This window comes from Paenarthrobacter sp. OM7, assembly GCF_029873575.1.
Lineage (GTDB): Bacteria > Actinomycetota > Actinomycetes > Actinomycetales > Micrococcaceae > Arthrobacter.
In genome coordinates this window covers 4,085,766-4,112,082 of record NZ_CP123579.1, presented here as the reverse complement: position 1 = coordinate 4,112,082, position 26,317 = coordinate 4,085,766, and the positions used below count along the sequence as shown (strand labels likewise).

The 26,317-nt window shown below is 64.4% G+C and carries 23 protein-coding genes; 10 read left to right on the top strand and 13 right to left on the bottom strand.

Annotated features, from left to right (window positions below):
* Nucleotides 1–6 precede the first annotated feature (6 nt).
* Genes QEH68_RS18930 through QEH68_RS18905 form a run of 6 tightly spaced genes read left to right on the top strand, consistent with a single transcriptional unit; the run spans nt 7 to nt 5,566 of the window.
* On the top strand, nt 7–1,017 hold the full coding sequence (locus QEH68_RS18930; RefSeq protein ID WP_280624122.1) for an ABC transporter substrate-binding protein: 1,011 nt from the start codon (nt 7–9) through the stop codon (nt 1,015–1,017).
* Complete coding sequence (locus QEH68_RS18925; protein ID WP_280624119.1) at nt 1,014–2,180, top strand: LLM class flavin-dependent oxidoreductase; 1,167 nt, start codon at nt 1,014–1,016, stop codon at nt 2,178–2,180. Before QEH68_RS18930 ends, QEH68_RS18925 begins: the two co-directional genes overlap by 4 nt.
* Nucleotides 2,164–2,997, top strand: a complete 834-nt coding sequence (locus tag QEH68_RS18920) for a DUF1684 domain-containing protein (RefSeq protein WP_280624117.1) — start codon at nt 2,164–2,166, stop codon at nt 2,995–2,997. The genes QEH68_RS18925 and QEH68_RS18920 overlap by 17 nt, the downstream gene beginning before the upstream one ends.
* Complete coding sequence (locus QEH68_RS18915) at nt 2,994–4,052, top strand: LLM class flavin-dependent oxidoreductase (RefSeq protein WP_280624115.1); 1,059 nt, start codon at nt 2,994–2,996, stop codon at nt 4,050–4,052. Before QEH68_RS18920 ends, QEH68_RS18915 begins: the two co-directional genes overlap by 4 nt.
* A gap of 9 nt (nt 4,053–4,061) precedes the next feature.
* Nucleotides 4,062–5,408, top strand: coding sequence for an NtaA/DmoA family FMN-dependent monooxygenase (locus QEH68_RS18910; protein ID WP_207595218.1), 1,347 nt, complete (start codon nt 4,062–4,064; stop codon nt 5,406–5,408).
* A gap of 2 nt (nt 5,409–5,410) precedes the next feature.
* Nucleotides 5,411–5,566, top strand: coding sequence for a hypothetical protein (locus QEH68_RS18905; RefSeq protein WP_280624112.1), 156 nt, complete (start codon nt 5,411–5,413; stop codon nt 5,564–5,566).
* Here the strand turns inward: QEH68_RS18905 and QEH68_RS18900 are convergent.
* Nucleotides 5,563–6,765 (bottom strand): VCBS repeat-containing protein, encoded by a 1,203-nt coding sequence (locus QEH68_RS18900; protein WP_280624110.1) that lies wholly within the window; start codon nt 6,763–6,765, stop codon nt 5,563–5,565. The two genes, QEH68_RS18905 and QEH68_RS18900, sit on opposite strands and share 4 nt — an antisense overlap.
* A 42-nt stretch (nt 6,766–6,807) precedes the next feature.
* Nucleotides 6,808–7,278, bottom strand: coding sequence for a GNAT family N-acetyltransferase (locus QEH68_RS18895; protein WP_280624108.1), 471 nt, complete (start codon nt 7,276–7,278; stop codon nt 6,808–6,810).
* Between the two features lie 76 nt (nt 7,279–7,354).
* Here QEH68_RS18895 and QEH68_RS18890 point away from each other — a divergent pair, with 76 nt between their 5' ends.
* Nucleotides 7,355–8,284, top strand: a complete 930-nt coding sequence (locus QEH68_RS18890) for a threonine/serine dehydratase (RefSeq protein ID WP_280624106.1) — start codon at nt 7,355–7,357, stop codon at nt 8,282–8,284.
* A 149-nt stretch (nt 8,285–8,433) separates the two neighbouring features.
* On the opposite strand, the gene QEH68_RS18885 is transcribed toward QEH68_RS18890, so the two are convergent.
* Nucleotides 8,434–9,420 carry an ABC transporter substrate-binding protein gene (locus QEH68_RS18885; protein WP_280624104.1) on the bottom strand — a complete coding sequence of 329 codons (987 nt, stop codon included), beginning with the start codon at nt 9,418–9,420 and terminating at the stop codon, nt 8,434–8,436.
* Between the two features lie 279 nt (nt 9,421–9,699).
* Between QEH68_RS18885 and QEH68_RS18880 the strand changes: the two genes are divergently transcribed.
* Together QEH68_RS18880 and QEH68_RS18875 are read left to right on the top strand one after the other, a co-directional pair.
* A complete protein-coding gene (locus QEH68_RS18880) occupies nt 9,700–10,689 on the top strand; it encodes an LLM class flavin-dependent oxidoreductase (protein ID WP_207595212.1) in 990 nt (329 codons plus the stop codon).
* Between the two features lie 96 nt (nt 10,690–10,785).
* On the top strand, nt 10,786–13,422 hold the full coding sequence (locus QEH68_RS18875; RefSeq protein WP_280624101.1) for a trehalase-like domain-containing protein: 2,637 nt from the start codon (nt 10,786–10,788) through the stop codon (nt 13,420–13,422).
* A gap of 83 nt (nt 13,423–13,505) precedes the next feature.
* Here the strand turns inward: QEH68_RS18875 and QEH68_RS18870 are convergent, their stop codons facing one another.
* The 6 genes from QEH68_RS18870 to QEH68_RS18845 all read right to left on the bottom strand — a co-directional run bounded on the left by QEH68_RS18870 (nt 13,506) and on the right by QEH68_RS18845 (nt 20,169).
* Nucleotides 13,506–14,432: an AEC family transporter gene (locus tag QEH68_RS18870; protein ID WP_280624098.1), complete on the bottom strand. Its 927-nt coding sequence runs from the start codon at nt 14,430–14,432 to the stop codon at nt 13,506–13,508.
* Nucleotides 14,433–14,581: 149 nt separating this feature from the next.
* Nucleotides 14,582–15,013, bottom strand: coding sequence for an aspartate 1-decarboxylase (gene panD, locus QEH68_RS18865; RefSeq protein ID WP_207595209.1), 432 nt, complete (start codon nt 15,011–15,013; stop codon nt 14,582–14,584).
* Nucleotides 15,014–15,039: 26 nt separating this feature from the next.
* The gene (locus tag QEH68_RS18860; protein ID WP_280624095.1) at nt 15,040–16,545 is read right to left on the bottom strand and encodes a rhamnulokinase family protein; all 1,506 of its coding nucleotides are present in this window, start codon (nt 16,543–16,545) and stop codon (nt 15,040–15,042) included.
* A gap of 8 nt (nt 16,546–16,553) precedes the next feature.
* The gene (locus QEH68_RS18855; RefSeq protein WP_280628048.1) at nt 16,554–18,596 is read right to left on the bottom strand and encodes a bifunctional aldolase/short-chain dehydrogenase; all 2,043 of its coding nucleotides are present in this window, start codon (nt 18,594–18,596) and stop codon (nt 16,554–16,556) included.
* 8 nt (nt 18,597–18,604) lie between these two features.
* Complete coding sequence (rhaI, locus tag QEH68_RS18850) at nt 18,605–19,771, bottom strand: L-rhamnose isomerase (RefSeq protein WP_280624094.1); 1,167 nt, start codon at nt 19,769–19,771, stop codon at nt 18,605–18,607.
* Nucleotides 19,768–20,169 (bottom strand): L-rhamnose mutarotase, encoded by a 402-nt coding sequence (locus QEH68_RS18845; RefSeq protein WP_207595205.1) that lies wholly within the window; start codon nt 20,167–20,169, stop codon nt 19,768–19,770. Before QEH68_RS18845 ends, rhaI begins: the two co-directional genes overlap by 4 nt.
* A 125-nt stretch (nt 20,170–20,294) precedes the next feature.
* On the opposite strand from QEH68_RS18845, the gene QEH68_RS18840 reads away from it, so the two are divergent.
* Nucleotides 20,295–21,311 (top strand): LacI family DNA-binding transcriptional regulator, encoded by a 1,017-nt coding sequence (locus QEH68_RS18840; RefSeq protein WP_280624091.1) that lies wholly within the window; start codon nt 20,295–20,297, stop codon nt 21,309–21,311.
* A gap of 61 nt (nt 21,312–21,372) precedes the next feature.
* Here QEH68_RS18840 and QEH68_RS18835 read toward each other — a convergent pair whose 3' ends face one another.
* The 4 genes from QEH68_RS18835 to araB are packed head-to-tail and all read right to left on the bottom strand — an operon-like array spanning nt 21,373 to nt 26,296.
* Nucleotides 21,373–22,269 carry an aldose 1-epimerase family protein gene (locus QEH68_RS18835; RefSeq protein WP_280624089.1) on the bottom strand — a complete coding sequence of 299 codons (897 nt, stop codon included), beginning with the start codon at nt 22,267–22,269 and terminating at the stop codon, nt 21,373–21,375.
* Complete coding sequence (gene araA, locus QEH68_RS18830; RefSeq protein ID WP_280624087.1) at nt 22,266–23,801, bottom strand: L-arabinose isomerase; 1,536 nt, start codon at nt 23,799–23,801, stop codon at nt 22,266–22,268. The genes QEH68_RS18835 and araA overlap by 4 nt, the downstream gene beginning before the upstream one ends.
* Before the next feature lie 54 nt (nt 23,802–23,855).
* Nucleotides 23,856–24,563, bottom strand: a complete 708-nt coding sequence (locus QEH68_RS18825; protein ID WP_280624085.1) for an L-ribulose-5-phosphate 4-epimerase — start codon at nt 24,561–24,563, stop codon at nt 23,856–23,858.
* Entirely contained in the window at nt 24,560–26,296 is a 1,737-nt protein-coding gene (gene araB, locus QEH68_RS18820; protein WP_280624083.1) for a ribulokinase, read from the bottom strand. The genes QEH68_RS18825 and araB overlap by 4 nt, the downstream gene beginning before the upstream one ends.
* Nucleotides 26,297–26,317: the final 21 nt, after the last annotated feature.

The following is a 26,317-nucleotide window of genomic DNA, read 5'->3' as shown; positions in this document are numbered from 1 at the left end:
CACTCCATGCTTCGCAAGACCCGCACCTTTGCCACGAATAAGAGCAAGCTCCTGGCGCTCGCAGTACTTCCCGCCGTCGTGCTTCCCGTGCTGGCCGGGTGCTCCGATCCCGGGGCGTCGGCAGCCAAGCCGGAGTCCGAAGCTGCCAAGAACGGCGTTGTCTACAACACCTCCGTGGACCAGAACCGGATCCGCGGCGAGAAGGACACAGCTGCCGCAGCGGCCGTCCCGGCAACGATCGCCAAGGACGGCAAGCTGACCGTGGCTACCACCGCTGGTTCCATTCCGCTGTCCTTCCACGCCACGGATGACAAGACGCCGATCGGTGTGGAGGTGGACATCGCCCAGCTGGTGGCCGACAAGCTCGGCTTGGAGCTGGACCTTCAAGTGACGTCGTGGGAGAACTGGCCGCTCAAGACACAGTCCGGTGACTTCGAAGCCGTATTCTCCAACGTGGGCATCAACGCAGCCCGCGTGAAGCTGTTCGACTTCTCCACCTACCGCGCCGCGTACATGGGCTTCGAAGCGAAGAAGAGCTCCACATACGACATCAAGGGTTCAGACGACATCTCCGGGCTGAAGATCTCCGTGGGCTCCGGCACCAACCAGGAGAAGATCCTGCTGGCCTGGAACAAGGAACTCGAGGACAAGGGCAAGGCGCCGGCCACCCTGCAGTACTACTCTTCGGATGCCGACACCATTCTGGCGCTCTCTTCGGGCCGCACGGACTTGAACCTGGCACCGTTCCCGTCCGTCACGTACCGCGAAAACACCCGCGACGACCTCAAGGTAGTGGGCAAGGTCAACGCCGGATGGCCGGCCGAAACGCTGGTAGCCGCCACGACGCTCAAAGGCAACGGATTGGCTCCGGCCATCACCGACGCACTGAACTCCACCATCAAGGACGGCTCCTACGGCGAGGTCCTGGAACGCTGGGGCCTCTCCGAGGAAGCCCTGCCGGAGTCCAAGACCGTCACCGAAGCGACGTTTGGGACCCCGGCCGGGACCACCAAATGAAGTTCCAGGTCCTTGACATCATTCCGCACCTGAAGAACCCGGTGACCGGAGAGATCGTCTCCACCGCCGACCGGCTGAACCAAGTGGTGGAAACGGCCCGCCGGGCCGAGGATCTCGGTTTTGACAGCTTCTCCGTGGGGGAGCGTCACGCCGGCGAGTTCGTCTCGTCGTCCCCGACGACGGTTCTCGCCGCGATTGCCGCCGTCACCAGCCGCATCCGCCTGCAGACCGGCGTCACCGTGCTCTCCGTCCTGGACCCGGTACGGGTGGCGGAGGACTACGCCACCATCGACCAACTGAGCCGAGGCCGCCTGGAGCTCGTGATCGGCAAAGGCAACGAAGTCCTGCAGTATCCGCTCTTTGGCCTGTCATTGGATGACCAATGGGACCTGCTCGCCGAGAAATACGCGCTGCTGCGCACGCTCTGGCGCAAGGAAAGTGTCACGTGGTCGGGTCGCTTCAGGCCCGCGCTCACCGAACCAACCACGACGACGCCCCGCCCCTTTGCGGGGTCGCCCCGGATTTGGCACGGCTCGGCTACAACCCTGACGTCCGCTGCGCTCGCCGCCAAGTGGGGCGACCCGCTGTTCACGGCCAACGCCATCCAGCCACGGGAGAACTACAAAGTCCTGATCGACCACTACCGCGAAGAGTACGAGCGCCACGGGCACGATCCACGGCACCAGTACCTCGGCTCGGGCAGCGGCGCCGGAGGAGTGTTCATCGCGGACACCACACAGGAAGCCATCCGCCAGTACGGACCGGTCTATGAAGGACTTACTGCCAGCCGTAACGTCCCCGGCAACAACTCACCGTTCCGGGATATCCAGCACGCCGTGGCCGAGGGACCGGCACTGGTTGGCAGTCCGGAGCAGGTCATCGACAAGATCCTCAGCTACCACTCGCTGTACAACCACGATCTTCAGTCAATCTCCTTGCCTACTACGCTGCCGTTCGACCAGCAGCTGGAGATTCTGGAACGCTTCGCCCTCGAAGTTATCCCAGCCGTTCGCGCTTCCGCACCCAGCACGCTGTGGGAAACCGGGGATCCCTTTGCGGGCCGACCCGAATTTGCCGGGGCCACCGAACCGGACGCCGCAGCCACCGTGACAGCAGACCATGCCTTCAACAGGAGTGATACCGCACATGTCTACGCACACTGAAACAGCACTCGAAGCCTTCGACGAGGAATGGCAGGAGTGGCACGAGGCCCATGAGCGTCACCGTGCCCACCCGCACGGCTTCCTCGCAGTGACCCACCTGCACTGGCTCGGCAGCGAAGCGACCCGGTTGGAAGGTGCGCCGGGCACGTGGAGTGTGGACGCCGACGTCGTACGTGTGGTCCTGGAGCCGGGCGAAAGCCTGCAGCAGGATGGGGTGGAATTGAACACCGGCTCGGGCAAAACGCTGGAGCTGGGCCCCATCGAGGAACGCGGCGGGATCAACCTGGTCTCCGGCGACACCGTGATCGAGGTGGCCAAACGTGGCGGCGAGTACATCGTTCGGCCTCGAAATCCGCAGAATCAGCTGTTGCAGGAGTACCAGGGAACACCTACATGCACCCCCAATGCCGCATTTGCCGTGGCAGGTACCTTTGTTCCCTTCGATGCTCCGCGCCCCACCACGGTGGGTGCCGCCGTCGAGGGTATCCAGCATGTTTATGAAGCACCGGGTGAGATCCGCTTCAAGCTGGCCGGTAAAGAACTTGCACTGACCGCGTTCAACGGCCACGCACCCGGCTCACTGTCCGTGCTGTTCACAGACCAGACCTCCGGCAAGACCACGTACGCGGCCAACCGCTCGCTCTCCGTGGTTCCCGCAGCTGATGGCTCTGTGCAGCTCGACTTCAATCGAGCCGTGAACCTGCCGTGCGCCTACACCGACCTCGCAACCTGCCCGCTGCCGCCTGCCGAGAACCGGCTTCCGGTGGCCATTGAAGCCGGCGAAAAGATCCCCTACGAACGTCAGGACCAGAAGTGAGCTCCTCCGAAGAAAAGAAGGCCGGATTCCTGGCCATTGAACTCGATGGCGCCGGCTATGAGAACCTTGCAACCGCCGTCCTCGCCGCCGAGTCCGCCGGCTTCCACGCGGCAACCTTCACGGACGAACGGGTTCCCGGCCGCGCCAACGCCCTGCAGCGTGCCGCGTTCGCCGGTCCCGTCACCCGGAACATTGCCGTGGTCCCTGAGGTGGACACCGTCTACACGGAGCCCTTCCATATCTCCACGCAGCTCGCGAGCCTGGACTACGTGTCCGGCGGCCGTGCCGGGTGGATTGTCACAGCCGCTGAGTCGCCCGAGGCCGCTGCCGCCGTCGGACGTTCGTCGGTGGAAGGCGCCGCGCTGGCACACGAGGCCGCAGCGTCCATCGAGGTAGGCCGCCGACTGTGGGACTCCTGGGAGGACGACGCCGTGATCCGGGACGTCGCCACCGGCCGCTACATCGATGTGGACAAGCTTCACTATGTGGACTTTGAAACACCCTCCGATTTCCCGGGTCCGGGCTATTCCGTGAAGGGTCCCTCCATCATTCCGAGGCCGCTGCAGGGCCAGCTGCCGGTGCTGGCCGCGGCATCGCTGGTGGGCGATGGCTTGGTGCCTGCTGATGCCGTTGATGCTGTGCTCGTCTCTGCCCCTACTCCGGAGCTGCTCGCTGGGGAGGTTCGCGACGTGCGGGCCCGCCTGGGTGCGTCCGTGGCGATTGTCGTCGAGCTCGAGGTCGTCCTGGACGCGCGCGGCGAAGCTGCGGTTTCGCGCTCCGGGTCCGCTGAGGAAACCGGACGGGCGCGGTTTATCGGCTCTGCCGCGGCTCTCACCGATCTTCTCGACTCGCTCCTCCAGGAATCCGACGGCGTCCGTCTCCACCCTGCCGTCCTGGACGTGGAGCTGGATGAACTTTCACGGGCAGTCCTTCCGGAACTTCGTCGCCGCGGTTCCCTGCGGGCGCCCATCCAGGACGGCACGTTCCGGGACCTGCTGGGCCTGGGGCCGGCGGAGAACCGTTTCGCAACCACCGCTACCGGCGCAGGAAAGTAAAGGAACACCATGACACGCGACATTTTCCAGCCGAGCGGCCAGATCCAGTTCGGTATCTTCTTCCAGGGCGTCAATTCCGGCACCATTTGGAAGGCCCCGGAATCCGGTTCGCAGACGGACTTCGAGTCGTTCCGCCGGCTCGTCCAGACCGCAGAGCGCGGCAAGTTCGCTGCTTTCTTCCTGGGCGAAGGGCTGCGACTTCGCGAGCACTTGGGCCGCCCGCACGCACTGGATGTGGTGGGCCGTCCGGACGCGCAGACCATGCTGGCCGCGCTTGCTGCAGTAACCACGAACATCGGTTTGGTGGCCACCCAGAACGCCACGTACAACGATCCCGCGGACCTCGCGCACCGTTTGTCCTCCCTGGACCTCATCTCCGGTGGCCGCGCTGCGTGGAACATCGTCACCACGGACAACGCCTGGACCGGTGCGAACTTCCGCCGCGGTGGATACCTGGACCACGCCGACCGCTACCGGCACGCAGAAGCCTTTGTTGAGACCGCCAAGAGGATTTGGGATTCGTGGGAAACGCCGAGCGGTCCAGCGCGGAGGGTCCTTCACGAAGGCCAGCACTACACCGTGGACGTCACCCCGTTGTTGCCCCGAAGCGCCCAGTACCGCCCTGTCCTCTTCCAGGCCGGGGACTCACCTGAAGGGCGCGACTTCGCGGCCCGCCAGGCCGACGTGATCTTCTCCGCACATCCGAAGTTCGACAACGCCGTGGAATTCCGCCGCGACATTGTTGCCCGCTCGGTTGCCGCCGGGCGTGGGGCCAACGCCGTCCAGATCATGCCGGCCAGCGAATTTATCCTCGCTGCCACTGACCAGGAGGCCCAGGACAAGAAGGACTGGGTCCGCAGCCTCCAGATCGGCCCGCAGCAAGCCATTGCCTACCTGGAGCAGTTCTGGGGCCGCGAGCTCTCCTCGTACGACCCCGATGGGCCCCTTCCGGAGATCGATCCCGTGGTGGAAGAAACCTCGGAGACCCGCGGCAGCGGATTCCACGGCGCCAAGGCCCGGCAGCTCGCTGATCAGTGGAGGGCCGAGGCCAAGGACAAGGGCCTCTCCATCCGCCAGTTCGTCACGTCGAAGACGGCACGCGTCGACGCCACTTTCACCGGCTCCTACACCGCAGTGGCGGACCACCTGGCGGAATACGCCCGGGTTGGTGCCGTGGACGGCTTCAACATCTCGCCGTGGCTGGTCCCCACCGGCCTGGATGACATCGTGAACCATCTGGTGCCCGAACTCCAGGAACGCGGCGTCTACCCCACGGAATACCGAGGCACCACACTTCGCGAAAACCTTGGGTTGGAGACGCCGGTGCGCTCGGAAGAACCGGCGCGGGTCCGATGAGCATGGGCCGACTGTTGCAGCTCTGCCGGCGCTGGTTTGGTTTCACGCCGGACCAGCACGGCAGAGCGCCCGACGGCGGCGGGCCGGATGCCGCCGTCGTCGATGGTTCGCGCGGGACCGTCAGCCTGCAGTTGACGGTGTTGGGGCAGCCGCTTTAGAGCAGTTCCTTGAAGACGTTCCAACCCTGGCCGATGGGACCATACGGGCCATACAGCCCTGTGCTTGATGCACCGGTAAGGTAACTGAGAAGGTTGCCGTTGGCGTCTACGGCAGAGAGCTCGTTGTATTTCGAGTGGCCGGAACTGCCGAGTCCGGCCACTTGGGAGAACGACTCCCACCCGACGCCAACCTGCGCAGGTTCCTCCCAGCCGCCATGGCCGTCGGAGGGGTACTGGTGCAGCTGGCCATACTGGTCGCGACCGAAAATGTCCACGGCACCATCGGCGTTCATATCGCCACCGGTGATGATCTTGTTCATGACCTGCCAGCCCCACCCCACCTGCTCAGGGTTGAGCCAGCCGCCGTTTCCATCGCCGGGGTAAAGGAAAAGGCCACCTGCTGCATCGCGTGCCAGCACATCGTTGGTGCCGTCGCCATTGAAGTCGCCCGGGCCCACGATGGCATTGAAGACGTTCCAGCCCTGGCCTACCTGCTCGCGATCGAGCCAACCGCCCTCACCATCGCCGGGGTAGAGGAAGAGTTTGCCTGCGGCGTCCCGGCCGAGGAGGTCGTTGAAGCCGTCGCCGTCGAAATCGCCGGGGGAGAAGACGATGTCAAAGACGTTCCATCCTTGCCCTACCTGCCGGGGTTCGTCCCATGAACCCCAATACGCAGGGCAAGGGCCCTCGCACATGCCTTTGTAGTACGTGTAGGTCCGTGGGTAAAGGATGAGCCTGCCGTCGTTGGTCCGGGCGAGGGGCTCAAAGTTGCCCCTGCCGGTCCACCCCATGGCCCGGCTGGAGGCTTTCACGGGCAGGGATTCCGCGCTCAGTTGCGTGCCGGTGGGGCAGCCTTGGTTCCCGGGTGTCAAGGGATGTACCCGCATCGAAATGCGGCTTCCTTGGTCCTCTGGGAGGATCCGCAAGGTTTCCCCTTGCCGTTCCTCCGGAAGCGTCTCGCCGTCGCGCAACCACTCCAAAGTAATGGCGTCGCCCCCACCGTCCGGATTCCTGCAGCCCCAATAGCTGTAGTCGTACTGTCGGCGCAGCTCGGCACCCACGTACGGGGCGCCGTCGATGATTGGCGTCGGTTGGTTGTCCGCAGTGGCAGGCGGTGCCCCCGCGACCAAAAGTCCAGCTGCCAAAGCTATCGCTGAAAGCGTTGAAAGCCGTGTGGTGCGTGCTCGAACGTTCCCCATGATGTTCCCCCCCGGAAGCCTGCATTGACGTTTGTGCTGAGGCTACCGCATGGGCGGCCGGCGGTCAGGAGGCGTGGGGGTCGGGGACACCATGAAGACGTCGATCGGGTCCTCGGATTCCAGCATGAAACCATGCCGCTCATACAAGTGGCGGGCGGCGCTGCCCTGAAGCACGTTCAAACGGAACGGGCGTTCGTCAACGGAGGCAGCCATGACGTGACGCAGCACGGCACCGCCCAGGCCCCTGCCTTGATGGGTGGGAGCAACATAGAAGTGCTCGATCCACCGCGCGTCGGGCTCCGGACGAACGGCAATGACACCGGCATCCACGCCGTCGGTATGGATGATGTAGGTGTACTCCGGCTGGAAACCGTTCAGGAACCGCTCGCGCACACGGACGGGATCGAAACGGTCCAAGCGTTCAAGGTCCGGGCGCATCACCACAGCGCGCAGTTCCGCTATCCAGGCAGCATCCGAGGCAACGGCAGGACGGAGGGCAAAATCGGCAGGCATGGAACAAGCCTATTCCGCCGGACCCAGCCCACCCGCGCAAACCATAGGATGAAACGGACGGAAAGGTGCAGCCACGATGGTCACACGCGAAGAAGTAGAAGCAGCGTACTCACGGACAGCGGGCTGGGTCCGCCACACGCCCCTCGCCGAGAGCGGCGACCAGGAACCGTACCACCTGTGGTTCAAATGCGAATACATGCAGCACACGGGCTCGTTCAAAGCACGGGGTGCCTTCAACCGGCTCCTCACAGCGAAGGAGAACGGCGAGCTGGACCCGACAGCCGGCGTCGTGGTGGCGTCCGGTGGCAACGCAGGCCTGGCCAACGCGTACGCGGCAGCCAAACTCGGAGTCCCGGCAACGGTGTTCGTCCCGGAGTCCGCGCCGGCGAACAAAGTCCACAAGCTCTATGCCATTGGCGCCACCGTGGTCCAGGGCGGGGCTGAGTACGCCGAAGCCTATGCGGCTGCCGTGCGCTTTGCCGAGGAGAAGGGTGCGGTCTACTGCCACGCCTACGACCAGCCGGAGATCGTGGCCGGCGCCGGTGGAGTGGGGCTTGAACTGCTGGATGAACTGCCCGACGTCGACACCATCCTCGTTGCTGTTGGCGGCGGGGGATTGATGGGCGGCATTGCGGCCGCGGCAGAGGGCAGGGCGCACGTTGTGGGGGTCGAACCTGAAACTGTTCCAACTTTGCACACGGCGTTGGCCAAGGGCGAGCCCGTGGATGTGGCTGTCTCCGGGATCGCCGCGGACTCCTTGGGAGCCCGGCGGATTGGTGGGATCGGCTTTGAAGTTGCCCGCCGCACGGGTGTCGAGAGCGTCCTGGTCACGGACGAGGACATCATCCAGGCGCGTCGTGCGCTTTGGGAGAAGCACAGAATAGTGGTGGAACACGGCGCTGCCGCAGCCTACGCTGCGTTGCTGTCCGGCGCCTACACCCCTCGGGCGGGGGAAACCGTGGCAGTGATCCTGTGCGGCGCCAACACGGACCCCGCCCACTTCTAACGGCACCCAACTGGGTCACAGCAAACGCTCCACTGAGCGGTCATTGCGACATGTGCTGTCACCTACTTGGGTCAGAGGCGCAAAGAATCCCCGCCGGTGATGTCCGGCGGGGATTCGGCGTCGGCAGGTCTGCCCTGCCATAGCGGTTCCTACTTTTTGGGCAGGCCTGCCGGGTTCAGTTCGGACGCGGGAATGGCCTCCGAAGAGAGACCCCAGCGGTCCAGGATCTTGCCGTAGTTGCCGTCCTTGATGAGGGTGTTAAGCGCGGCCTGGGCAGCCACGGCCAAGCCGTTGCCCTTCTGGGTAGTGAAGGCGATTTCGGCCTTCAGCGGCCAACCACCTTCGAGGGTGCCCACTTCCTTGGTCTTGCCATCCTTGGCTGCCTTGTAAGCTGCCGAAGCGTTGGGTCCGAACGTGAGGTCCGCACGGCCTGACTGGAGGGCGAGCTGGGAGGCGGAGTCGTCGTCGTAATACTGGAACTCAACGGGCTTCAAGCCGTTCTTCTTGTTCTCCTCATCCCAGCGGACCAGGATGGCTTCCTGGTTGGTGCCCGAGCCGACGATGATGCGCTTGCCGGCTACGTCCTTGGGTTCCTTGATGGGAGAGATGTCGGCGTCGGACTTGGCATAGAAGCCCAGGAGGTCGTTGCGGTAGGTGGCAAAGTCGAACTTCTCCTTGCGGGCCTCGGTGACGGTCACGTTGGAAAGCACAGCCTCGTACTTGCCTGACTCGACGCCCAGCGGCCAGTCAGCCCACGCTACCGGCAGAACCTCAACCTGCAGCCCCAAACTCTCGCCCACGGCATAAGCGATGTCCACTTCACTGCCGATCAGGGTTTTGTTGTCTGAGGCGAAGGTGCTCAACGGGGGAGTGCCACCGGTGGTCACCACGGTCAGCTTGCCGTCGGCCTTGATGGCGTCCGGAACCAAGGCAGCCGCGGCGGAGTCCACCGTCACCTTGATGCGGTCCTGCTGCGGGGTCAGGTTGAACTCCTTGGTGCTTGAGGAGGCGTTCGACGCCGGAGCGGACGCCCCTGTCGCCGCCGTCGCACCCGGGTCCGAGCAGGCCGCGAGCCCGAGCAAAGCGGTGGCGGCCAGCGCCGCGGTGACGCCGGTCTTGGCTGCAAAACGTGCCATTGGTTCTCCTTGGTATGCCCTCTTTGGGAAGTCTGATGCGTACTTGTGGCTGCAACTATCCGGCAGCCCGCTGATACAGGTCAAAGTGCTCTGAAACGCTGGGATACAGGGGTTCACGGCGGTTAATCGGGCGTCGAACAGGGTCACAAAAGCCTCCCGACAGCGGGTGGAAACCAGCGCGCGACGCAACTCACAGAAATAAGCCGGGTGCCGCCGTCGTTGTCGCTTAAGTGCCAGGCAACCAAAGCAGGCACCGCCAACGTACCGAAAGGCCTTCCCGTGACTGTTCCTCTTTCCATCCTCGACCTGGCAACCATCGGCAAGGGCCAGACGGTGGCGGAAAGCCTCGCGGGCAGCGTGGCCATGGCGCAGAAGGCCGAAGAGCTGGGCTACCGGCGGGTCTGGTATGCCGAGCACCACAACATGTCCGCGATCGCTTCCTCGGCCACGAGCGTTTTGATCGCCCACGTCGCCGCCCACACCAACACCATTCGCCTGGGAGCGGGCGGCGTCATGCTGCCCAACCATTCACCGCTGACCATCGCAGAGCAGTTCGGCACGCTGGAGACGCTGCACCCGGGGCGGATCGACCTCGGACTGGGCCGCGCACCGGGCAGCGACCAGAACACCATGCGGGCACTGCGCCGCGACCACACATCCTCTGACAGGTTCCCGCAGGACGTCCTGGAACTTCAGGGCTACCTCACCGGACCCACCCGTATCCAAGGTGTCGAAGCGACGCCGGGCAAGGGCACCAACGTGCCACTCTACATCCTGGGATCATCGCTGTTCGGCGCCCAGTTGGCCGCTCAGTTGGGCCTTCCCTATGCGTTTGCTTCACACTTTGCGCCGGCTGCCCTGCAGGATGCAGTTGCCCTCTACCGGCGCGAGTTCACGCCCTCAGAGCAGTTGTCGGAGCCCCATGTCATCGCGGGCGTCAACGCTACTGCAGCGGATTCCAACGCCGAGGCCCAGGCCATCCACCTTGCTGTGAAGCGTGCCCGCGTTTCATTGTTCTTTGGTGGTGGCCGCGAGTTCACGGACGACGAAGCGGACATGGTGCTCGACTCCCCGCAGGGCCAGCACATCGCCCAGATGATGAAGTTCTCAGCGGTAGGAACCAAGGACGTGGTGCGCGATTACCTGGACGAGTTTGCGGCGTTCGCTGATGCCGACGAGCTGATCGTGGCGCACCAGAGCGTCGGCACCGAAGAGCGCTTGCGGTCCGTGGAACTGGTGGCCGAGGTCGCGGGCCTGGTTCCCGCATAAATCCAAGGAAAAGCTTTACGCGTTTGCAATCTACTAGGTAGTCAAGCGAAACCGTCCGGGCAGACACTGTAGGTATCCGCCCCGGAAGGATCTGCCATGCCCACGCACTTGAATCAATCAGTTGCCGATTCCGCGCTGCTGATGAAATCGCTCCCGCTTGGCCTGCTCCGGACTGTGCTCCAATCCGACGCGGAGAACGGCATCAGCCCGCAGTTATTCGCGGAGCTGAGGGTCCTTGCCCGGGTTCCTGGTTTGCTGGTGGCCTGCAACTACGGCGGCACCCTCTGCTCGGCGGAGGGCGTATCCACGGAGACCTTGCCCCTGGACAGCGCAGCCGTGGCGCTCCGCGCGCTGGCTGCGCTGCCGAACACCCACACGGCCATCATTTCCGGCCGGTCCCTCAGGGATCTGGCCGCAGTGTCCAGGCTGCCGGCGGAGGTCCACCTAGTGGGGTCGCACGGGGTGGAGTTCGACATGGGCTATGCCTACACGCTCTCCCTCGCCACGGAACAGTTGCTTCAGCAGGTGGCCACCGCGCTGACGGAAGCCGTCGGTTTCGAAAAGGGCATCAGCGTTGTCCGCAAGCCGGTGGGTGTCGCGGTGCACACCCGGCCGGCGACACCCGAAGTGGTGGACAGGGTGGTCTTCGCTTCGCAGAAGATCGCCATCGAGTTCGGGCTCTACTTCATCATTGACGGAACGGTGCTTGACCTGACCGTCGAAGAACCGGCCAAGGGCCAAGCCCTGGAACAGCTCCGTGCGAGGCTTGGCGTCAGCGCCGCTCTGTACGCAGGTGACGCCGAGAGCGATGAAAAGGCGCTCGCCACCCTGCGTGGACCGGACCTTGGCCTGCACGTCGGACCGGGGGATACGACGGCGGGACACACCATTCCGGACCCGGAAGCCTTTGCACACGTGCTGGCTTTGTTGTTCGAACTGCGCCGGGCGTGGCTCTTTGGCGAAGACGCGGTAGGCCTGGAACGGCATTCGATGATCGGCAACGGAAGCTCCACAGCGCTGCTCACCCCGGATGCAAAGGTCTGTTGGATGAGCCACCCCCTGCCGGATTCCGGCTCCCTTTTTGCCCACATCCTGGGCGGTGATCCCGCCGGCCACTTCAGCATTGAGCCCGTAAAGCCATCGCCGGTACTGGCGCAGCGTTACGTGGAAAACACCATGATCGTGGAAACCCGCTGGGCCGATGTCACGGTGACTGACTATCTGGAGCCCGCACCCGAGGGCATCACCAGCCTGGTCCGTGTCCTGTCCGGGACGGGTAACGCGCGTGTAGTGTTCGCGCCAAGGCCTGACTACGCCAATGCGCCGTTCAACATGGAGATCCGCGGCGATGAGGTCCACATCATCGGGACATCGGATCCCATCATCCTCTCGGCGCCGGGCGTTGTTTTCACCATCACCAGCGACGCCAAGTACGCCACGGCAACGGCAGAGGTCGCATTGGGTGATGGTCCCGTAGTGCTGAATATGCGCTGCGGTGACACTGAGCCGCCACCCGCAGACCCGGCGGGCGAACCTCACCGGCGTGCCGCCGTCGGGCTGGCAGCACGTGAGTGGGTCAAGGCGCTGCAGGTGCCCACCATCAAGACCTCGCTGGTGCGGCGCTCCGCGCTGGTGCTGAAGTCGCTGGTCCACGAGCCCACCGGTGCCGTCCTCGCCGCGCCCACCACGTCCCGGCCTGAAGGCATCGGCGGCACGCGTAACTGGGATTACCGGTATTGCTGGCTGCGGGACGGGTCCATGACGGTGAACTCGTTGGTGTCGTTGGGATCCACGGAAGAAGCCGACGGTTTCCTGGGGTGGCTGGGCCGGATTCTGGAGAACGCGCCGGGACCGGAATGGCTGCACCCCCTCTATTCGGTGACGGGCGCGCCGCTGTCCACGGAGGCCATTGTGGAGAGCCTTCCCGGGTATGCGGGATCGCGGCCGGTGCGGATCGGCAACGCCGCGGACCACCAGGTGCAATTGGACGTGTTCGGGCCCATCGCCGAGCTGATCCACGATCTTGCCGAGCGGCGCGGATTCCTCCCGGACCAGCACTGGTTCCTCATGGAGCAGATGGCGCATGCCGTGCTGGCCCGCTGGCACGAGCCGGACCACGGGATTTGGGAAGCCCGCCGGCCTCCGCGGCACCACGTGTACACCAAGGTCATGTGCTGGATGACGCTGGATCGGGCGCGCCGGGCTGCCGCTTTGCATGGCCGGGTTCCTCATGCGGACTGGTCACCTACCGCGGACACCATCCGCACGGAAGTCCTGCACGAAGGGTGGGATGAATCCGCCGCTTCCTACACCGTGGCCTACGACAGTCCGGACCTCGATGCCGCCGTCCTGCACATCGGACTGTCCGGCCTGCTGGACGCCCAAGACCAGCGTTTCCTGGATACCGTGACTGCCGTTGAACGCGAACTTCGCGTGGGGCCCACCGTTTTCCGTTACAGGTACGACGACGGCTTGCCGGGTTTGGAGGGCGGCTTCCACATCTGCACTACCTGGCTGATCGAGGCGTATCTGGCAGTGGGACGCCTGGACGATGCGCTGGAGTTGTTCAACCAATTGGTGGCGCTGTTTGGCCCCACGGGCCTGCTGCCCGAAGAGTACGATCCCGGCACCGAAACACACTTGGGCAACCATCCCCAAGCGTACTCGCACCTGGGCTTTATTCGCTGTGCGCAGCTCCTTGACCACTATCTGGCCAGCGCGGACGTGGAGTAACCCAAGTAGGTCGCAGCAGAGCGCGTTTTGAGTGCTGACAACGCGATCAATTGCTGCTCAGTTGGGTGTTGGTGCTGGTGCGGTTAGGTGAGCAGCAGGGCCACGGCGATCATGGCCGGCACGGCCACGATGGTGGTGATGAGGACGGTGTCCTTGGCTACGGTGATACCGGCCTGGTAGCGGTTGGCCGCGACAAATACATTCTGGGCCGTGGGCAGTGCGGATGTCACCACTACAGCGAACAGCGCGTGCCCGTCCATCCCCAGGGCGAAGCGGGCGAACAGGTACGCGATCAACGGGTGCACAATCAGTTTGAAGCCACTGGCCAACAAGGTGTCCAGTCTCCGCCCGGCGTCCTTCTGCAGGGGTTTGGAGCCATTGAGGCTCATGCCGAACGCCATCAGCATGGCCGGAATCGCTGCTCCGCCGATCAGGTGGATGGGCTCCAGGATCAGCGTCGGCACTTGGAATCCGGTCCCGGCCACCAGCAGGCCGAGCGCCGAGCCCACGATCATGGGGTTCCTCACGATCATCAGCAGGAAGCGCAGGGGAGTGGTGCGATGCGAACTGGTACTGGCGTCCAGGGCCATCAAGTACATCGGAGTAAAGAACGCCAGTTGGAAGATCAACAACGGCGCCACGTAGCTCGCATCGCCCAGGACAAACACGGCGATGGGGATGCCCAGGTTGGCGGAGTTGGCCAGCGATGCGCTCATGGAGGACATCAGTGCTTCGGGCATGGCCCGTTTGAGCCAGAACTTTACGATCAGGAAGAACAACAAACCGGTGAGGACGGCACCCACGGCGGTGACCAGGAGCGGGGCGGCAAAGACGTCATGGAGCTTGGCCTTGCTCAAGGTTTCGAACAGCAGGGCAGGACTTGCCACGAAGAACGTCAGTGAACTCAGGACCGACCGGGCGTTTTCGCCCAGGATGTTGCGCCGTCCAACAAACATGCCCACCAGGATGATGGCCCACACTACGAAGAACCCCTGCAGTACGCCGATCACGAGGCTGCGCCGAAGGGGAATCGTTGGATCACGAACAACAGCCTAGCCAATGCCTCGCCGCGAGTAAGCGTTTTCTCGCGAGAGTTCCGTCATGCGGACACTGGAGCTGTTGAAGAACAGGCGACCTTATGGAGCGTTGTTGTGGAACCTTAGCTGAGGTGCGCCGCGTTGCTCAGGGCGTGCGGCGGGCGCATCAGCCCGGGAGTGTGCCCCTCAGCGGGGTCGTTGCCGAGCTGCAGGATCGTGTTGTCCTTGCCCACGTGGACCACCCGGGGCTCGTAAGTCCTGGCTTCCTCCGTGGTCATTTCGGCGTAGGTGATCAGGATGACGGTGTCGCCAACATGGACCATGTGGGCCGCCGCGCCATTGATGCCGATTACGCCGGAACCGCGCTCGCCGGCAATCGTGTACGTCTCCAGCCTGGCGCCGTTGGTGACGTCCACAATGGAGACGAGTTCGCCGGGGAGGATGTCGGCCGCGTCCAGGAGGTCCAGGTCGACAGTGACCGAACCGACGTAGTGGAGGTCGGCGTGGGTCACCGTTGCGCGGTGGATCTTGGACTTGAACATTGTGCGGATCATAATGCGATCAGTTTAGCGCGGCACCCTCATCCGGCGCTGTGACGTACCAGACGTTCAGCCGGTTCGTAGCGTTCCAGGCTCGTGCCTGCCACCACCAACTGCCGCAGCCCGGCCAGCCCGCCGGCCACCACTCCGGCAGCGCGCGCTTGGACCAGGACATTGCCCTGAGCGGTCGCCTCAACGGGTCCTGCAATCACGGGCTTTCCCGTGGCGTCCGCGGTCAGTTGGCACAGGAGCCGGTTTTGCGAACCCCCGCCCACAATGTGCACCACGCTGGTGCTGCGGCCCGTAAGGCGCTCGGCGTCGGCCAGCGTTCGGGCGTACCCGGCGGCGAGGCTGTCCATGATGCACCGCACGACGGCGGCAGGCCGGTCCGGGAGCACCGCGCCGGTGTTGCGCACGGCTGCGCGGATACGGTCCGGCATGTTGTCCGGGGCAGTAAACGCAGGATCATCGGCATTGATCTGCGGACCGCCGGCCGGAAGTGCGGCCGCCGAGTCCAGCAGCGCCGGGAGTGCCTGGGTGTAGCCTTCCGCTGCCCACGAACGCTGGCATTCACTGAGGAGCCACAGACCACCCACGTTGCGGAGGTACCGGATGGAGCCGTCCACGCCGCGTTCGTTGGTGAAGTTTGCTTGGCGGCTGGATTCTGTGAGGACGGGTTTGTCCAGTTCCACGCCTACGAGGGACCAAGTCCCCGAGGAGATGTAGGCAAAGTCTTCATGCTCAGCTGGGACCGCTGCCACGGCCGAGGCGGTGTCGTGCGAACCCACGGCGACAACTGTGGTGTCCGCTGGGAGCCCCGTCTGCTCCAGGATTCCGGGCAACAGTGTGCCCACGGTTTCCCCCGGCTGGATGAGCTCAGGGAAGATGTTCCGGGGCAGCCCCAAAGCCTCCAGGAACTCGGTGGCCCACTCGCCGCCCACGGCATCGAACAGGCCGGTGGTGGAAGCGTTGGTGGCTTCCGTCCGGCGCTCACCTGTCAGCAGGAAAGCGATCAGGTCCGGAATCAGCAGGGCCTGCACACCGTCAAGGTTCGGCTCCGCTGCGAGCTGGTACAGGGTGTTGAACTGCAGGAACTGCAGGCCCGTGGTGGCGTACAGCGTTTCGGGAGAAATTGTTGAGTGCACCCGCTGCACGGTGGCCCGGCTGCGCTCGTCCCGGTAGCTGAACGGCACCGAAGTGAGGTCGCCGGCGTCGTTCACCAAGCCGTAGTCCACCGCCCACGTGTCGATGCCGATGCTCACGATGCGCTCGCCGTTCCCACGCGCCACCGCAGCGGCAGCCGCCAGGCCCCTGAGTACCTCCGCGAACAGGGCGTCGAAATCCCAGTGGAGGCCGCCGTCGAGCTCTATGACGCCGTTGGGGAAGCGGTGGATCGTCTCGAGGGACACCCCGGCTTCAGGTGAGACACGGCCCAGCATGACACGGCCGGAGGACGCTCCGATGTCGATGGCGGCGAACACTGCGTTGGGGCCGGACACCGCCCCGGCGTGTGCCGGGACGGTGCCTGCGGTGGTTCCGTTGTTCACTGTCAGTCCTAGCGGAGGAATGCTGCCGCGACGCCGGCGTCCACGGGGATGTGGAGGCCGGTGGTGTGCGAGAGTTCGTTGCTGGTCAGCACGGACGCCGCGTTGGCCACATGCTCCGGGAGGACTTCGCGCTTGAGGAGCGTGCGCTGGGCGTAGTACTTGCCCAGTTCCTGCTCGTCCACGCCGTACACGGCTGCGCGCTTGGCGCCCCATCCGCCGGCGAAGATGCCGGAGCCGCGGACCACGCCGTCGGGGTTGATGCCGTTGACGCGGACACCGTACTCGCCCAGTTCAGCGGCGAGGAGGCGGACCTGATGCGCCTGGTCCGCCTTGGTGGCGGAGTACGCGATGTTGTTCGGGCCGGCGAAGACCGAGTTCTTGGAGGAGATGTAGATGATGTCTCCGCCCAAACCCTGATCGATCATGACCTTGGCCGCGGCCTTGGAGACCAGGAACGAGCCCTTGGCCATGACGTTGTGCTGCAGGTCCCAGTCCTTTTCCGTGGTTTCCAACAACGGCTTGGAGATGGACAAGCCGGCATTGTTGACCACCAGGTCAAGGCCGCCGAACGCGAGCACGGCTTCCTGGATGGCAGCGGCGATCTGGGCTTCGTCGGTGACGTCAGCCTGGACGCCGATGGCGACGTCGGTACCGCCCAGTTCCTCGGCGACCTTTTGTGCGTTCTCAAGGTTCAGGTCGGCAATCACTACGCACGCGCCGTCGGACGCCAAACGCGTGGCGATCGCCTTGCCAATGCCCGACGCCGCACCGGTCACCAGTGCGATGCGGGTGGCGTGCGACTTCGGCTTCGGCATGCGGGCGAGCTTGGCTTCTTCCAACGCCCAGTACTCGATGCGGAATTTCTCGGATTCCTCGATCGGGGCGTAGGTGGAGATGGCTTCGGCGCCGCGCATGACGTTGATGGCATTGAGGTAGAACTCGCCGGCCACGCGGGCGGTCTGCTTGTCCTTGCCGAAGGAGAACATGCCCACGCCCGGGACCAGCACGATGGCCGGGTCAGCGCCGCGCAATGCCGGGCTGTTCTCGTCGGCGTGGCGGTCGTAGTAGGCCTGGTAATCCTCGCGGTAGGCCGCGTGCAGTTCCTTCAAGCGGTTGACTGCCTGTTCCAGCGGGGCGTCGGCCGGCAGGTCCAGGACCAGCGGCTTGACCTTAGTGCGCAGGAAGTGGTCCGGGCAGGACGTACCCAAAGCGCCGAGGCGCGGGTGCTCTTCCGAAGCAAGGAATTCAAGGACGACGGCGTCATCGCTGAAGTGCCCCAGCTGCGGTTTGTCCGTGGAGGCCAGGCCGCGGATCACGGGAGCCAGGGCGGCCGCCTTGGCTTTACGCTCAGCCTCCGGGAGGGCGCTGTAGCCGGGGAGCGCGGCGCCGAAGGGCTCAGCCTTGCCGTTGTCCTTGATGTAGGCCTCGGCCTGGTCAATGATCCAGAGCGAGTTCCTTTCGGCTTCTTCGCTGGTGGCGCCCCACGCCGTGATGCCGTGGCCACCCAGGATGGTGCCGATGGCCTGCGGGTTGGCTTCCTTGATCGCCGCGATGTCCAAGCCGAGCTGGAAACCGGGACGGCGCCAGGGAACCCAGACCACTTTGTCGCCGAACACCTTGGAGGTCAGCGCTTCGCCGTCCACCGCGGTAGCTATGGCGATGCCCGAGTCCGGGTGCAGGTGGTCAACGTGCGCAGCATCGACGAGGCCGTGCATGGCGGTATCGATGGATGGCGCAGCGCCGCCCTTGCCATGCAGGCAGTAGTCGAACGCGGCCACCATCTCGTCTTCACGCTCGACGCCGGGGTAAACGGACTTGAGCGCCTGCAGCCGGTCCAGCCGGAGTACTGCGAGGTTCTCCGCCTTCAGGGTGCCGAGGTCGCCGCCGGAGCCCTTGACCCAAAGAAGCTCTACGTCCTGACCCGTCACCGGATCCTTCTCAGTGCCCTTGGCGGAGGTGTTGCCGCCGGCGAAGTTGGTGTTCCGCTTATCCGCACCCAGGCGGTTGGAGCGGGAGATCAGTTCTTCAACAGTTGCGTTGGTCTCTGGCATGGTCATGCTTATGCGCCCCATCCGGCTTGCTGGCCGCCTGCGCGGTCCTCGTTGATCTTCTTCTGGTATCCGCTTGCCTTGTAGGCGGCCATCGGGTCGGCGGGCAGGCCGCGGGATTCGCGCCACTCGGCCAGGACCGGGCGGACATCGGTGTAGAAGGCATCGTTGAAGATGCCGTTCGCGGCCAGGACATCCCCGGCACGCTGGGCTTCGGAGAGTGCTGCGGTGTCCACGAGCAACGCGCGGGCCGTCATTTCCTGGACGTTGAGCACCGAGCGGATCTGGCCCGGGATCTTCTCTTCAAGGTTGTGGCACTGGTCCAGCATCAGGGCGACACCGGAATCCTTGCCGAAACCGCCGCCACGGATGACCTCGTGCATGATGCGGAACAGCTGGAACGGATCAGCCGCGCCCACGATCAGGTCATCGTCGGCGTAGAAGCGGGAGTTGAAGTCGAACGAACCCAGCTTGCCCAGCCGCAGGAGCTGCATCACGATGAACTCGATGTTGGTGCCCGGGGCGTGGTGGCCGGTATCCAGGCAAACGAACGCCTTCTCACCCAGGGCGAGGGTCTGCGCGTACGAGGTACCCCAGTCCGGAACATCGGTGTGGTAAAAAGCGGGCTCGAAGAACTTGTACTCAAGAACCAGGCGCTGCTCGTCGCCGAGGCCTGCGTAGATCTCCTGGAGTGACTCCGCCAGTCGGTCCTGACGGCCACGGATATCGTCCTGGCCCGGGTAGTTGGTGCCGTCGGCCAGCCAGATCTTCAGATCCTGGGAACCGGTGGCGTGCATAATCTCAATGCATTCCAGGTGGTGATCGATGGCGCGGCGACGGACGGACTCGTTGGAGGAGGTCAGGGAGCCGAACTTGTACTCGTCATCCTGGAAAGTGTTGGAGTTGATAGTGCCCAGTCCAACGCCCAGCCCCGCAGCGTACTCACGCAGTGCTGCGTAGTCATCCACTTTGTCCCACGGAATGTGCAGGGCCACAGTGGGGGCCAGCCCGGTGAGCTCGTGGACCTTGGCGGCGTCGGCGATCTTTTCCTGGACGGTGCGTGGAGTACCCGGGGTGCCGAAGACCTTGAACCGGGTCCCGGAATTTCCGTAGGCCCAGGACGGCACTTCAATGGCCAGTTCTCCCAGACGGCCCAGGGCCGATTCTGTGGTGTTCATGCTTGTTCCTTTTGCTTGGCTGGGTCTTTGTCTATGTGTGTGGCACCGGGCGTATCTGTGACGATGCCCACGGCCGCAAGCTGGTCTTCGAGGTTGAAAACTTCTTCGACGATTTCAAAACCCTGGTCCGGCGGGACGTCACTGTTCGCGAAGAGGGTTGCCATTTCCGCCTGCCAGCGGGCGTTGACCTTGGTGAGCGCCATGCGGGCCTGGGCTGCCTCGTAGTCTTCGCATTCCAAATAGCCGATGAGTTGGCCGTCCGGAGCGAGGAACAGCGAGTAGTTGTTCCACCCTGCTTCTTTCAGTGCGGACAGCATCTCCGGCCATACGGCGGCGTGGCGCTGCTTGTACTCGGTCATCAGTTCCGGCTGGACTGAAGAGCGGAAACAAACCCTCATGTGCGGTTCTCCAGGGCACTCGTCTTTGAATCGTTTCATTTGTTACGATTCAAATTACCCTCGGAAACGGGAGGGTGTCAAGGCGTTTCCAGCACATTGACGTCAGCCAACGGAGATCGGAAAGCATGTCCCAGACAGCCAGCATCAAAGACGTTGCAACCCACGCCCAGGTAGCAGTGGGAACTGTTTCCAATGTGCTCAACTATCCGGATCGTGTGTCGCAACGAACCAAGGAACGTGTCCTCAAGTCCATCGCGGAACTGGGCTTTGTGCGCAATGACGCCGCCCGCCAGCTCCGCGCCGGGCAGAGCAGGACCATCGGCCTGATTGTGCTGGACGTGGGAAACCCCTTCTTCTCCTCGGTGGCCCGTGCCGCGGAAGATGCAGCTACGGCGCTTGGGAGTGTGGTGCTGGTGGGTGACAGCGGGCAGGACTCCTCCCGCGAAGCGCATTACATGGACCTTTTCCAGGAGCAGCGCGTCCAGGGCCTGCTCATCTCCCCCGTGGGTGATGTGCGGGAGCGCATCGACACCCTGCGCGAACGCGGCGTCCCCACTGTGTTGGTGGACGAACTTGCAGACACCGATCGTTGCAGCTCAGTGTCCGTGGATGACCAGGAAGGCGGGTATCTGGCCGCCAAGCACCTGTTGGAGCTGGGCCGCCGTCGTCTGGCTTTTGTTGGCACGCCCTCCATCCGCCAGGTGGCGAGCCGGCTCAAGGGCGCACAGCGTGCCGTGGCCGAGGTGCCGGGGGCCAGCGTTGAGGTGCTGGACTCCGCCGGGCAGACCGTCCTTGCAGGCCGACAGGTGGGTAACGGCCTGGTGGAACGCGCCCCGGAGCTTCGGCCTGAGGCGGTTTTCTGCTCCAACGACCTTCTGGCGCTCGGCGTCATGCAGTCGCTGACCATGTTGCGCACGGTGAAAATTCCCGAGGACATCGCGCTCATTGGTTACGACGACATCGACTTCGCCGTCTCCGCAGTGGTGCCGCTGTCTTCCATCCGGCAGCCCACCGAGGCGCTGGGCCGGACGGCGATCGAGTTGCTCGCCGAGGAGCAGGACAACGGCGGGACCAAGCACCGGGCAGTGGTGTTCACTCCGGAATTGGTGGTTCGCCAAAGCACGGCCGGTTCACCCAACTGAGTCGCATTTAAGCGCATTCTGACCGCTCAAAAGGCGCCTGACTGCGACTTAGTTGGGGTAGCTACAGGGCGTACATGCTCCAGGACGCCTTGTGGGACGCGCCAGGTTCCAGTCGGATCAGGTCCGTGCCGCTGTTGAAGGCATCCGGAGGACAGGTCATGGGTTCCACGGCAAGGCCGATCCGGCCCGGGATCGGTTCCGGCTTGTCAGCCGTGTGGATCTGCAGCCACGGGCAGCTTTCGTCCCACGACATTCCGACGCCGGTGCCCGCCGGGTCCCGCACGGAAAGCCGCGCCAGCCCGCCGTCGAACGTTATTCCGGTGAAGGCGTGGTCGATTTCGGTGCTGCCGATGGCGCGCGCTGAACGGAAGTCGAAAGCGTGGCCGTCAACTGGCAGGACGCCAATGGGCAGGAGCCTGTCCGGGGTGACATCCAGGAAAGAGTCGGCTGAAAACTCGAGAAGCCACTCATCCAGCGGTGAGGAACCTGCCACCAGGTAAGGGTGCGGGCACACGCCGTAGGGAGCGGCGACGTCGGCGGCGTTGCGGGCTGTGACCGAGGTGTGAAGCCCGGCGTCGTCCAGCGTGTACTGCGCCTCAAGTTCCAGCACGAAGGGGTAGCCCGCCGTTGGCCCCACCGTGCACGTCAAGGTGAGCGAACCGGCGTCGGACTCTTTCAACGTCCAGTCGAGCGGGAAGGCGAGGCCGTGCAGCGCTGTTTCCCGCTCAGGTTCGTTGACCGGCAAGTGATGCTCGACGCCGTCGAAGCTGTACTTGCCGTCAGCAATCCTGTTGGGCCACGGCGCGGCAATGATGCCGCGGTAATCCGGGATGGGGCCGCCCTCAGGAAACGGGACCACGAGGTCCCGGCCTTCAAACTGCAGGATGCGCAGCGCGGCCGCGCGGGCGGTGACAACTGCCGTGTAACCGCCCGCGCTCAGCGTGAATTCAGTGCTCACAGGCCGCCGGCCAGCTTGTAGTATGCGGCGTTCCAATTGAGCTCTTTCTTGAACTGTTTGATGGTGGTGCTTTCGTCGATGGTGAGGAGTTCGGTCTTGGCGATTTCGGCGAAGTCCTCGAACACGTCCAGGCCCACCTGCGTGGACAATACCGTGTGGTGCGCCGCTCCGGCGGTGAGCCACGCGGCGGCAGACGTGGAGAAGTTGGGTTTCGGCTCCCACAGCGCACGGGCCACCGGCAGGTTGGGCAGCGGCTGGTCGAGGTCGACGACGTCCACCACGTTGGCCACCAGGCGGAACCGATCACGCATGTCGGAGAGCGCAACCACGATGCCGGGACCGGCGTCGGTGTCGAACACCATGCGGACGGGGTCTTCCTTGCCGCCGATTCCCAGCGGGTGGATTTCAACGCGCGGCTTTGAGGCGGTCAGCGACGGGCAGACCTCCAGCATGTGGGCGCCCAGGATCTTCTCGCTGCCCGGTTCCAGGTGGTATGTGTAGTCCTCCATGAGCGACGCGCCTCCGGGCAGGTCGCCACCCATGACCTTGGCGGCGCGTACCAGGATGGCGGTCTTCCAGTCGCCCTCGGCGCCGAAGCCGTAACCGTCGGCCATGAGGCGCTGGACAGCCATGCCGGGGAGTTGGCGCAGTTCGCCCAGGTCTTCGAAGGACGTGGTGAACGCTGCAGAACCGTTGGCTTCCAGGAAGCTGCGGAGGCCCAGTTCGATCTTGGCGCTGTACCGCAGCGACTCGTGGCGGTCGCCGCCGGTCTTCAGCTCGTCAGCCACCTCATAGAGGCGCTCGTACTCGGCAACCAAGGCGTCGACGTCGGACTCTGCGGCAGCGTGGACAGCCTCGGCGAGCTCGTTCACGGACCAGGTGTTCACCGAGACGCCGAAGCGCAGCTCGGCTTCGGTCTTGTCGCCCTCGGTGACCGCGACGTTGCGCATGTTGTCGCCGAATCGGGTCAGCTTCAGCGTGCGGACGGCGGCCCAGCCGGCCGAGGCGCGCTGCCAGGCCCCCACTTGGCGGGCAACCTCAGGATTGGAAACATGCCCGACGACGGTCTTCCGCGGCACGCCGAGGCGTGACTGGATGTATCCGAATTCCCGGTCGCCATGGGCTGCCTGGTTCAGGTTCATGAAGTCGAAATCGATGTCGGCCCAGGGAAGGTCCCTGTTGGCCTGCGTGTGCAGGTGCAGCAACGGCTTGCGGAGCGCGTCCAGACCTTGGATCCACATCTTGGCCGGGCTGAACGTATGCATCCAGGCGGTCACACCGATCACGGAGTCGTTTGAGTTGGCTTCCAGGGCGGTGCGTCGTATGGAATCGGAATCGGTGAGGACCGGCTTCCAGACGAGCTTGACCGGGACGTCGCTGCTGGCGTTCAGGGCGTTGGCAATCTCCTGCGACTGCGCTGCCACCTGCTTGAGGACATCCTCGCCGTAGAGGTGCTGGCTGCCGGTGAGGAACCAGACCTCGTACTGACCCAGGGACGTGGTGTTGGCGGATGTGGTGTTGGCGCTGGGCATTGTGGTGGCTCCTGGATGCTCTTGGGTTTTCGAGGTGGCTTCTGGTTGACCGCGTCAGCGGCCGTAAACGTTCTGGTATCGGTCGTAGAGGGACTCGATCTTGGCCTGGTCGATGGGCAGTGGCTCACCGAGTTGGCGGGAGATATGGACTGTCCGGGCCACTTCCTCACACATCACCGCTGCCTTAACGGCCTCGCGGGCGGTCTTGCCGATGGTGAACGGCCCATGGTTCTGCATCAGGACCGCGGGGGAGTTGGAGTTCTTGAGGGTTTCCACGATGCCTTGGCCGATGGAGTCGTCTCCGATCAACGCGAACGGCCCCACGGGAATGGATCCGCCGAATTCGTCGCCCATCATGGTCAGTACGCAGGGGATTTCTTCGCCGCGCGCAGCCCAGGCCGTGGCGTAGGTGGAGTGTGTGTGGACAACGCCGCCTACCTCTGGCATGTGCCTGTAGACGTAGGCGTGGGCAGCGGTGTCGGAGGACGGCGAGAGGTCCGGGTTGCCCCAGTCCACGGTTCCGGCACTTCCGGTGTTCATGCCCCGGACCGGGGTGCCATGGAGGTCCGTGACCACCATAAGCTCTGGCGTGAGGTCATCGTAGGAAACGCCCGATGGCTTGATGACCATGAGGTCGTGCCCGGGGATCCGGCCCGAGACATTGCCGGCCGTCCAGACCACCAGTTCGTAGCGGGTCAGTTCTGCATGCAGCTCGCAGACCTCCCTGCGAACTCGCGCAATGGCTTCCAGGAGGGTGCTCATGCGGAGGCTCCTTCCAAAGTGCTGGCCTGGGCCGCTGGGCCATTGTGTGAGGAGCCCTGGATCGCGGCGCGTTGGATGGCTTTGAGGCGGTGCATGACGTTGTTGGTGCCGCGGCCGAAGTAGTCGTGCAGGGTTTTGTATTCCTGGAAGAGGACCTCGTAGGCCGCCACGTTTTCAGGGATGGGTGTGTAGACCGCGCCGGGAGCTGCTGCCATGGAGGCTGCGGCTTCGCGGATGTCTTTGTATTTCCCGGCTGCGACAGCTGCGTGGATCGCCGAGCCCAGCGCGGGACCTTGCTCGGAACCGATGGTGGAGAGCTGCAGGCCAGTGATGTCGGCGTAGACCTGCATCAGGAATGTGTTCTTCAAAAGCCCGCCGGCCACGATGAATTCCTTGACCGGAACACCCGAATCGCGGAACGCGTCCACGATGGTGCGGGTGCCAAAAGCGGTGGCTTCCAGCAACGCCCTGTAGGTGTCCTCAGGCTTGGTAGCCAAGGTCTGGCCCACCACCACGCCGGAGAGCTCGTGGTCCACCAGCACTGAGCGGTTGCCCGAATGCCAGTCCAACGCGATCAGGCCGTGCTCGCCGATCGCCTGCTTCTCCGCGAGTTCGGTCAGGTACTCGTGGATACCCAGCCCCTTGTCTGTGGCGGCCTGGTGGTACTCCGGCGGGACGCCGTTCTTGGTGAACCAACCGAAGATGTCGCCAACTCCGGACTGGCCTGCTTCGTAACCCCAGAGGCCGTCCACGATGCCGCCATCCACGACTCCGCACATGCCGGGGACTTCGCGCAACACGTCGCCGTTCATGACGTGGCACGTGGACGTTCCCATGATGGCTACGAGCTGTCCTGGTTCCACGGCGTTCGCGGCCGGGGCGCTGACGTGGGCGTCAACATTTCCCACGGCCACTGCGATCCCGGCCGGAAGCCCGGTCCAGCCAGCCGCTTCCTCGGTCAGATAACCTGCAGCGTCGCCCAAACGGCCGATGGTGTGTTCCAGCTTTTCGGACACGAACCCCTTGAACCCGGGGTTCAATGCTGCCAGGAAGTCCTCGGACGGGTACTTTCCATCCTGGTAGATGCCCTTGTAGCCGGCGGTGCAGGCGTTGCGGACGTAGCTGCCGCAGAGCTGCCAGACGATCCAGTCCGCTGCCTCAACCCAGTGGTCCATGGCGCCGTAGACCTCGGGATCCTCTTCAAGGAGCTGCAGACCCTTGGCAAACTCCCACTCCGAGGAGATCATGCCGCCGTAGCGGGGAAGCCAGGACTCGCCGCGTTCTTCAGCGAGCTTGTTGATGCGGTCAGCCTGCGGCTGGGCTGCGTGGTGGCGCCACAGCTTCACGAAAGCGTGCGGCCGGTCAGCGAAGCGTTCCAGTTCGTTCAGCGGCGTGCCGTCCGCCGTCGTCGGAACCATGGTGCAGGCGGTGAAGTCGGTGGCGATGCCCACCACCTTGGCCGGATTGATTCCGGCGTCGGCGACGGCGGCCGGGACAGCATTGCGCAGGACGTCGCGGTAGTCGTTGGGGACCTGAAGCGCCCAATCGGCCGGGAGTCGTTGGCTGCTGCCGGGGAGGGTTTCCGTCACGACGGCGTGCGGATATTCGAACACGCCGCTGCCAAGTTCTGCCCCGTCCGATACACGGACGACGACGGCGCGCCCGGACAAAGTGCCATAGTCCACGCCAATGACGAACTGCTCGTCCAGCGGGAGGAATTCAGAGGTATTCATGGGGTCTCCATCCGGCTGGCC

What these genes read in the sequence shown, in the direction of transcription:
- QEH68_RS18930 (WP_280624122.1), top strand. Translation starts at nt 7, where the DNA reads ATGCTTCGCAAGACCCGCACCTTTGCCACGAATAAGAGCAAGCTCCTG.
- QEH68_RS18925 (WP_280624119.1), top strand. Translation starts at nt 1,014, where the DNA reads ATGAAGTTCCAGGTCCTTGACATCATTCCGCACCTGAAGAACCCGGTG.
- QEH68_RS18920 (WP_280624117.1), top strand. Translation starts at nt 2,164, where the DNA reads ATGTCTACGCACACTGAAACAGCACTCGAAGCCTTCGACGAGGAATGG.
- QEH68_RS18910 (WP_207595218.1), top strand. Translation starts at nt 4,062, where the DNA reads ATGACACGCGACATTTTCCAGCCGAGCGGCCAGATCCAGTTCGGTATC.
- QEH68_RS18905 (WP_280624112.1), top strand. Translation starts at nt 5,411, where the DNA reads ATGGGCCGACTGTTGCAGCTCTGCCGGCGCTGGTTTGGTTTCACGCCG.
- QEH68_RS18900 (WP_280624110.1), bottom strand. Translation starts at nt 6,765, where the DNA reads ATGGGGAACGTTCGAGCACGCACCACACGGCTTTCAACGCTTTCAGCG.
- QEH68_RS18895 (WP_280624108.1), bottom strand. Translation starts at nt 7,278, where the DNA reads ATGCCTGCCGATTTTGCCCTCCGTCCTGCCGTTGCCTCGGATGCTGCC.
- QEH68_RS18890 (WP_280624106.1), top strand. Translation starts at nt 7,355, where the DNA reads ATGGTCACACGCGAAGAAGTAGAAGCAGCGTACTCACGGACAGCGGGC.
- QEH68_RS18885 (WP_280624104.1), bottom strand. Translation starts at nt 9,420, where the DNA reads ATGGCACGTTTTGCAGCCAAGACCGGCGTCACCGCGGCGCTGGCCGCC.
- QEH68_RS18875 (WP_280624101.1), top strand. Translation starts at nt 10,786, where the DNA reads ATGCCCACGCACTTGAATCAATCAGTTGCCGATTCCGCGCTGCTGATG.
- panD (WP_207595209.1), bottom strand. Translation starts at nt 15,013, where the DNA reads ATGATCCGCACAATGTTCAAGTCCAAGATCCACCGCGCAACGGTGACC.
- QEH68_RS18855 (WP_280628048.1), bottom strand. Translation starts at nt 18,596, where the DNA reads ATGCCAGAGACCAACGCAACTGTTGAAGAACTGATCTCCCGCTCCAAC.
- rhaI (WP_280624094.1), bottom strand. Translation starts at nt 19,771, where the DNA reads ATGAACACCACAGAATCGGCCCTGGGCCGTCTGGGAGAACTGGCCATT.
- QEH68_RS18845 (WP_207595205.1), bottom strand. Translation starts at nt 20,169, where the DNA reads ATGAGGGTTTGTTTCCGCTCTTCAGTCCAGCCGGAACTGATGACCGAG.
- QEH68_RS18840 (WP_280624091.1), top strand. Translation starts at nt 20,295, where the DNA reads ATGTCCCAGACAGCCAGCATCAAAGACGTTGCAACCCACGCCCAGGTA.
- araA (WP_280624087.1), bottom strand. Translation starts at nt 23,801, where the DNA reads ATGCCCAGCGCCAACACCACATCCGCCAACACCACGTCCCTGGGTCAG.
- QEH68_RS18825 (WP_280624085.1), bottom strand. Translation starts at nt 24,563, where the DNA reads ATGAGCACCCTCCTGGAAGCCATTGCGCGAGTTCGCAGGGAGGTCTGC.
- araB (WP_280624083.1), bottom strand. Translation starts at nt 26,296, where the DNA reads ATGAATACCTCTGAATTCCTCCCGCTGGACGAGCAGTTCGTCATTGGC.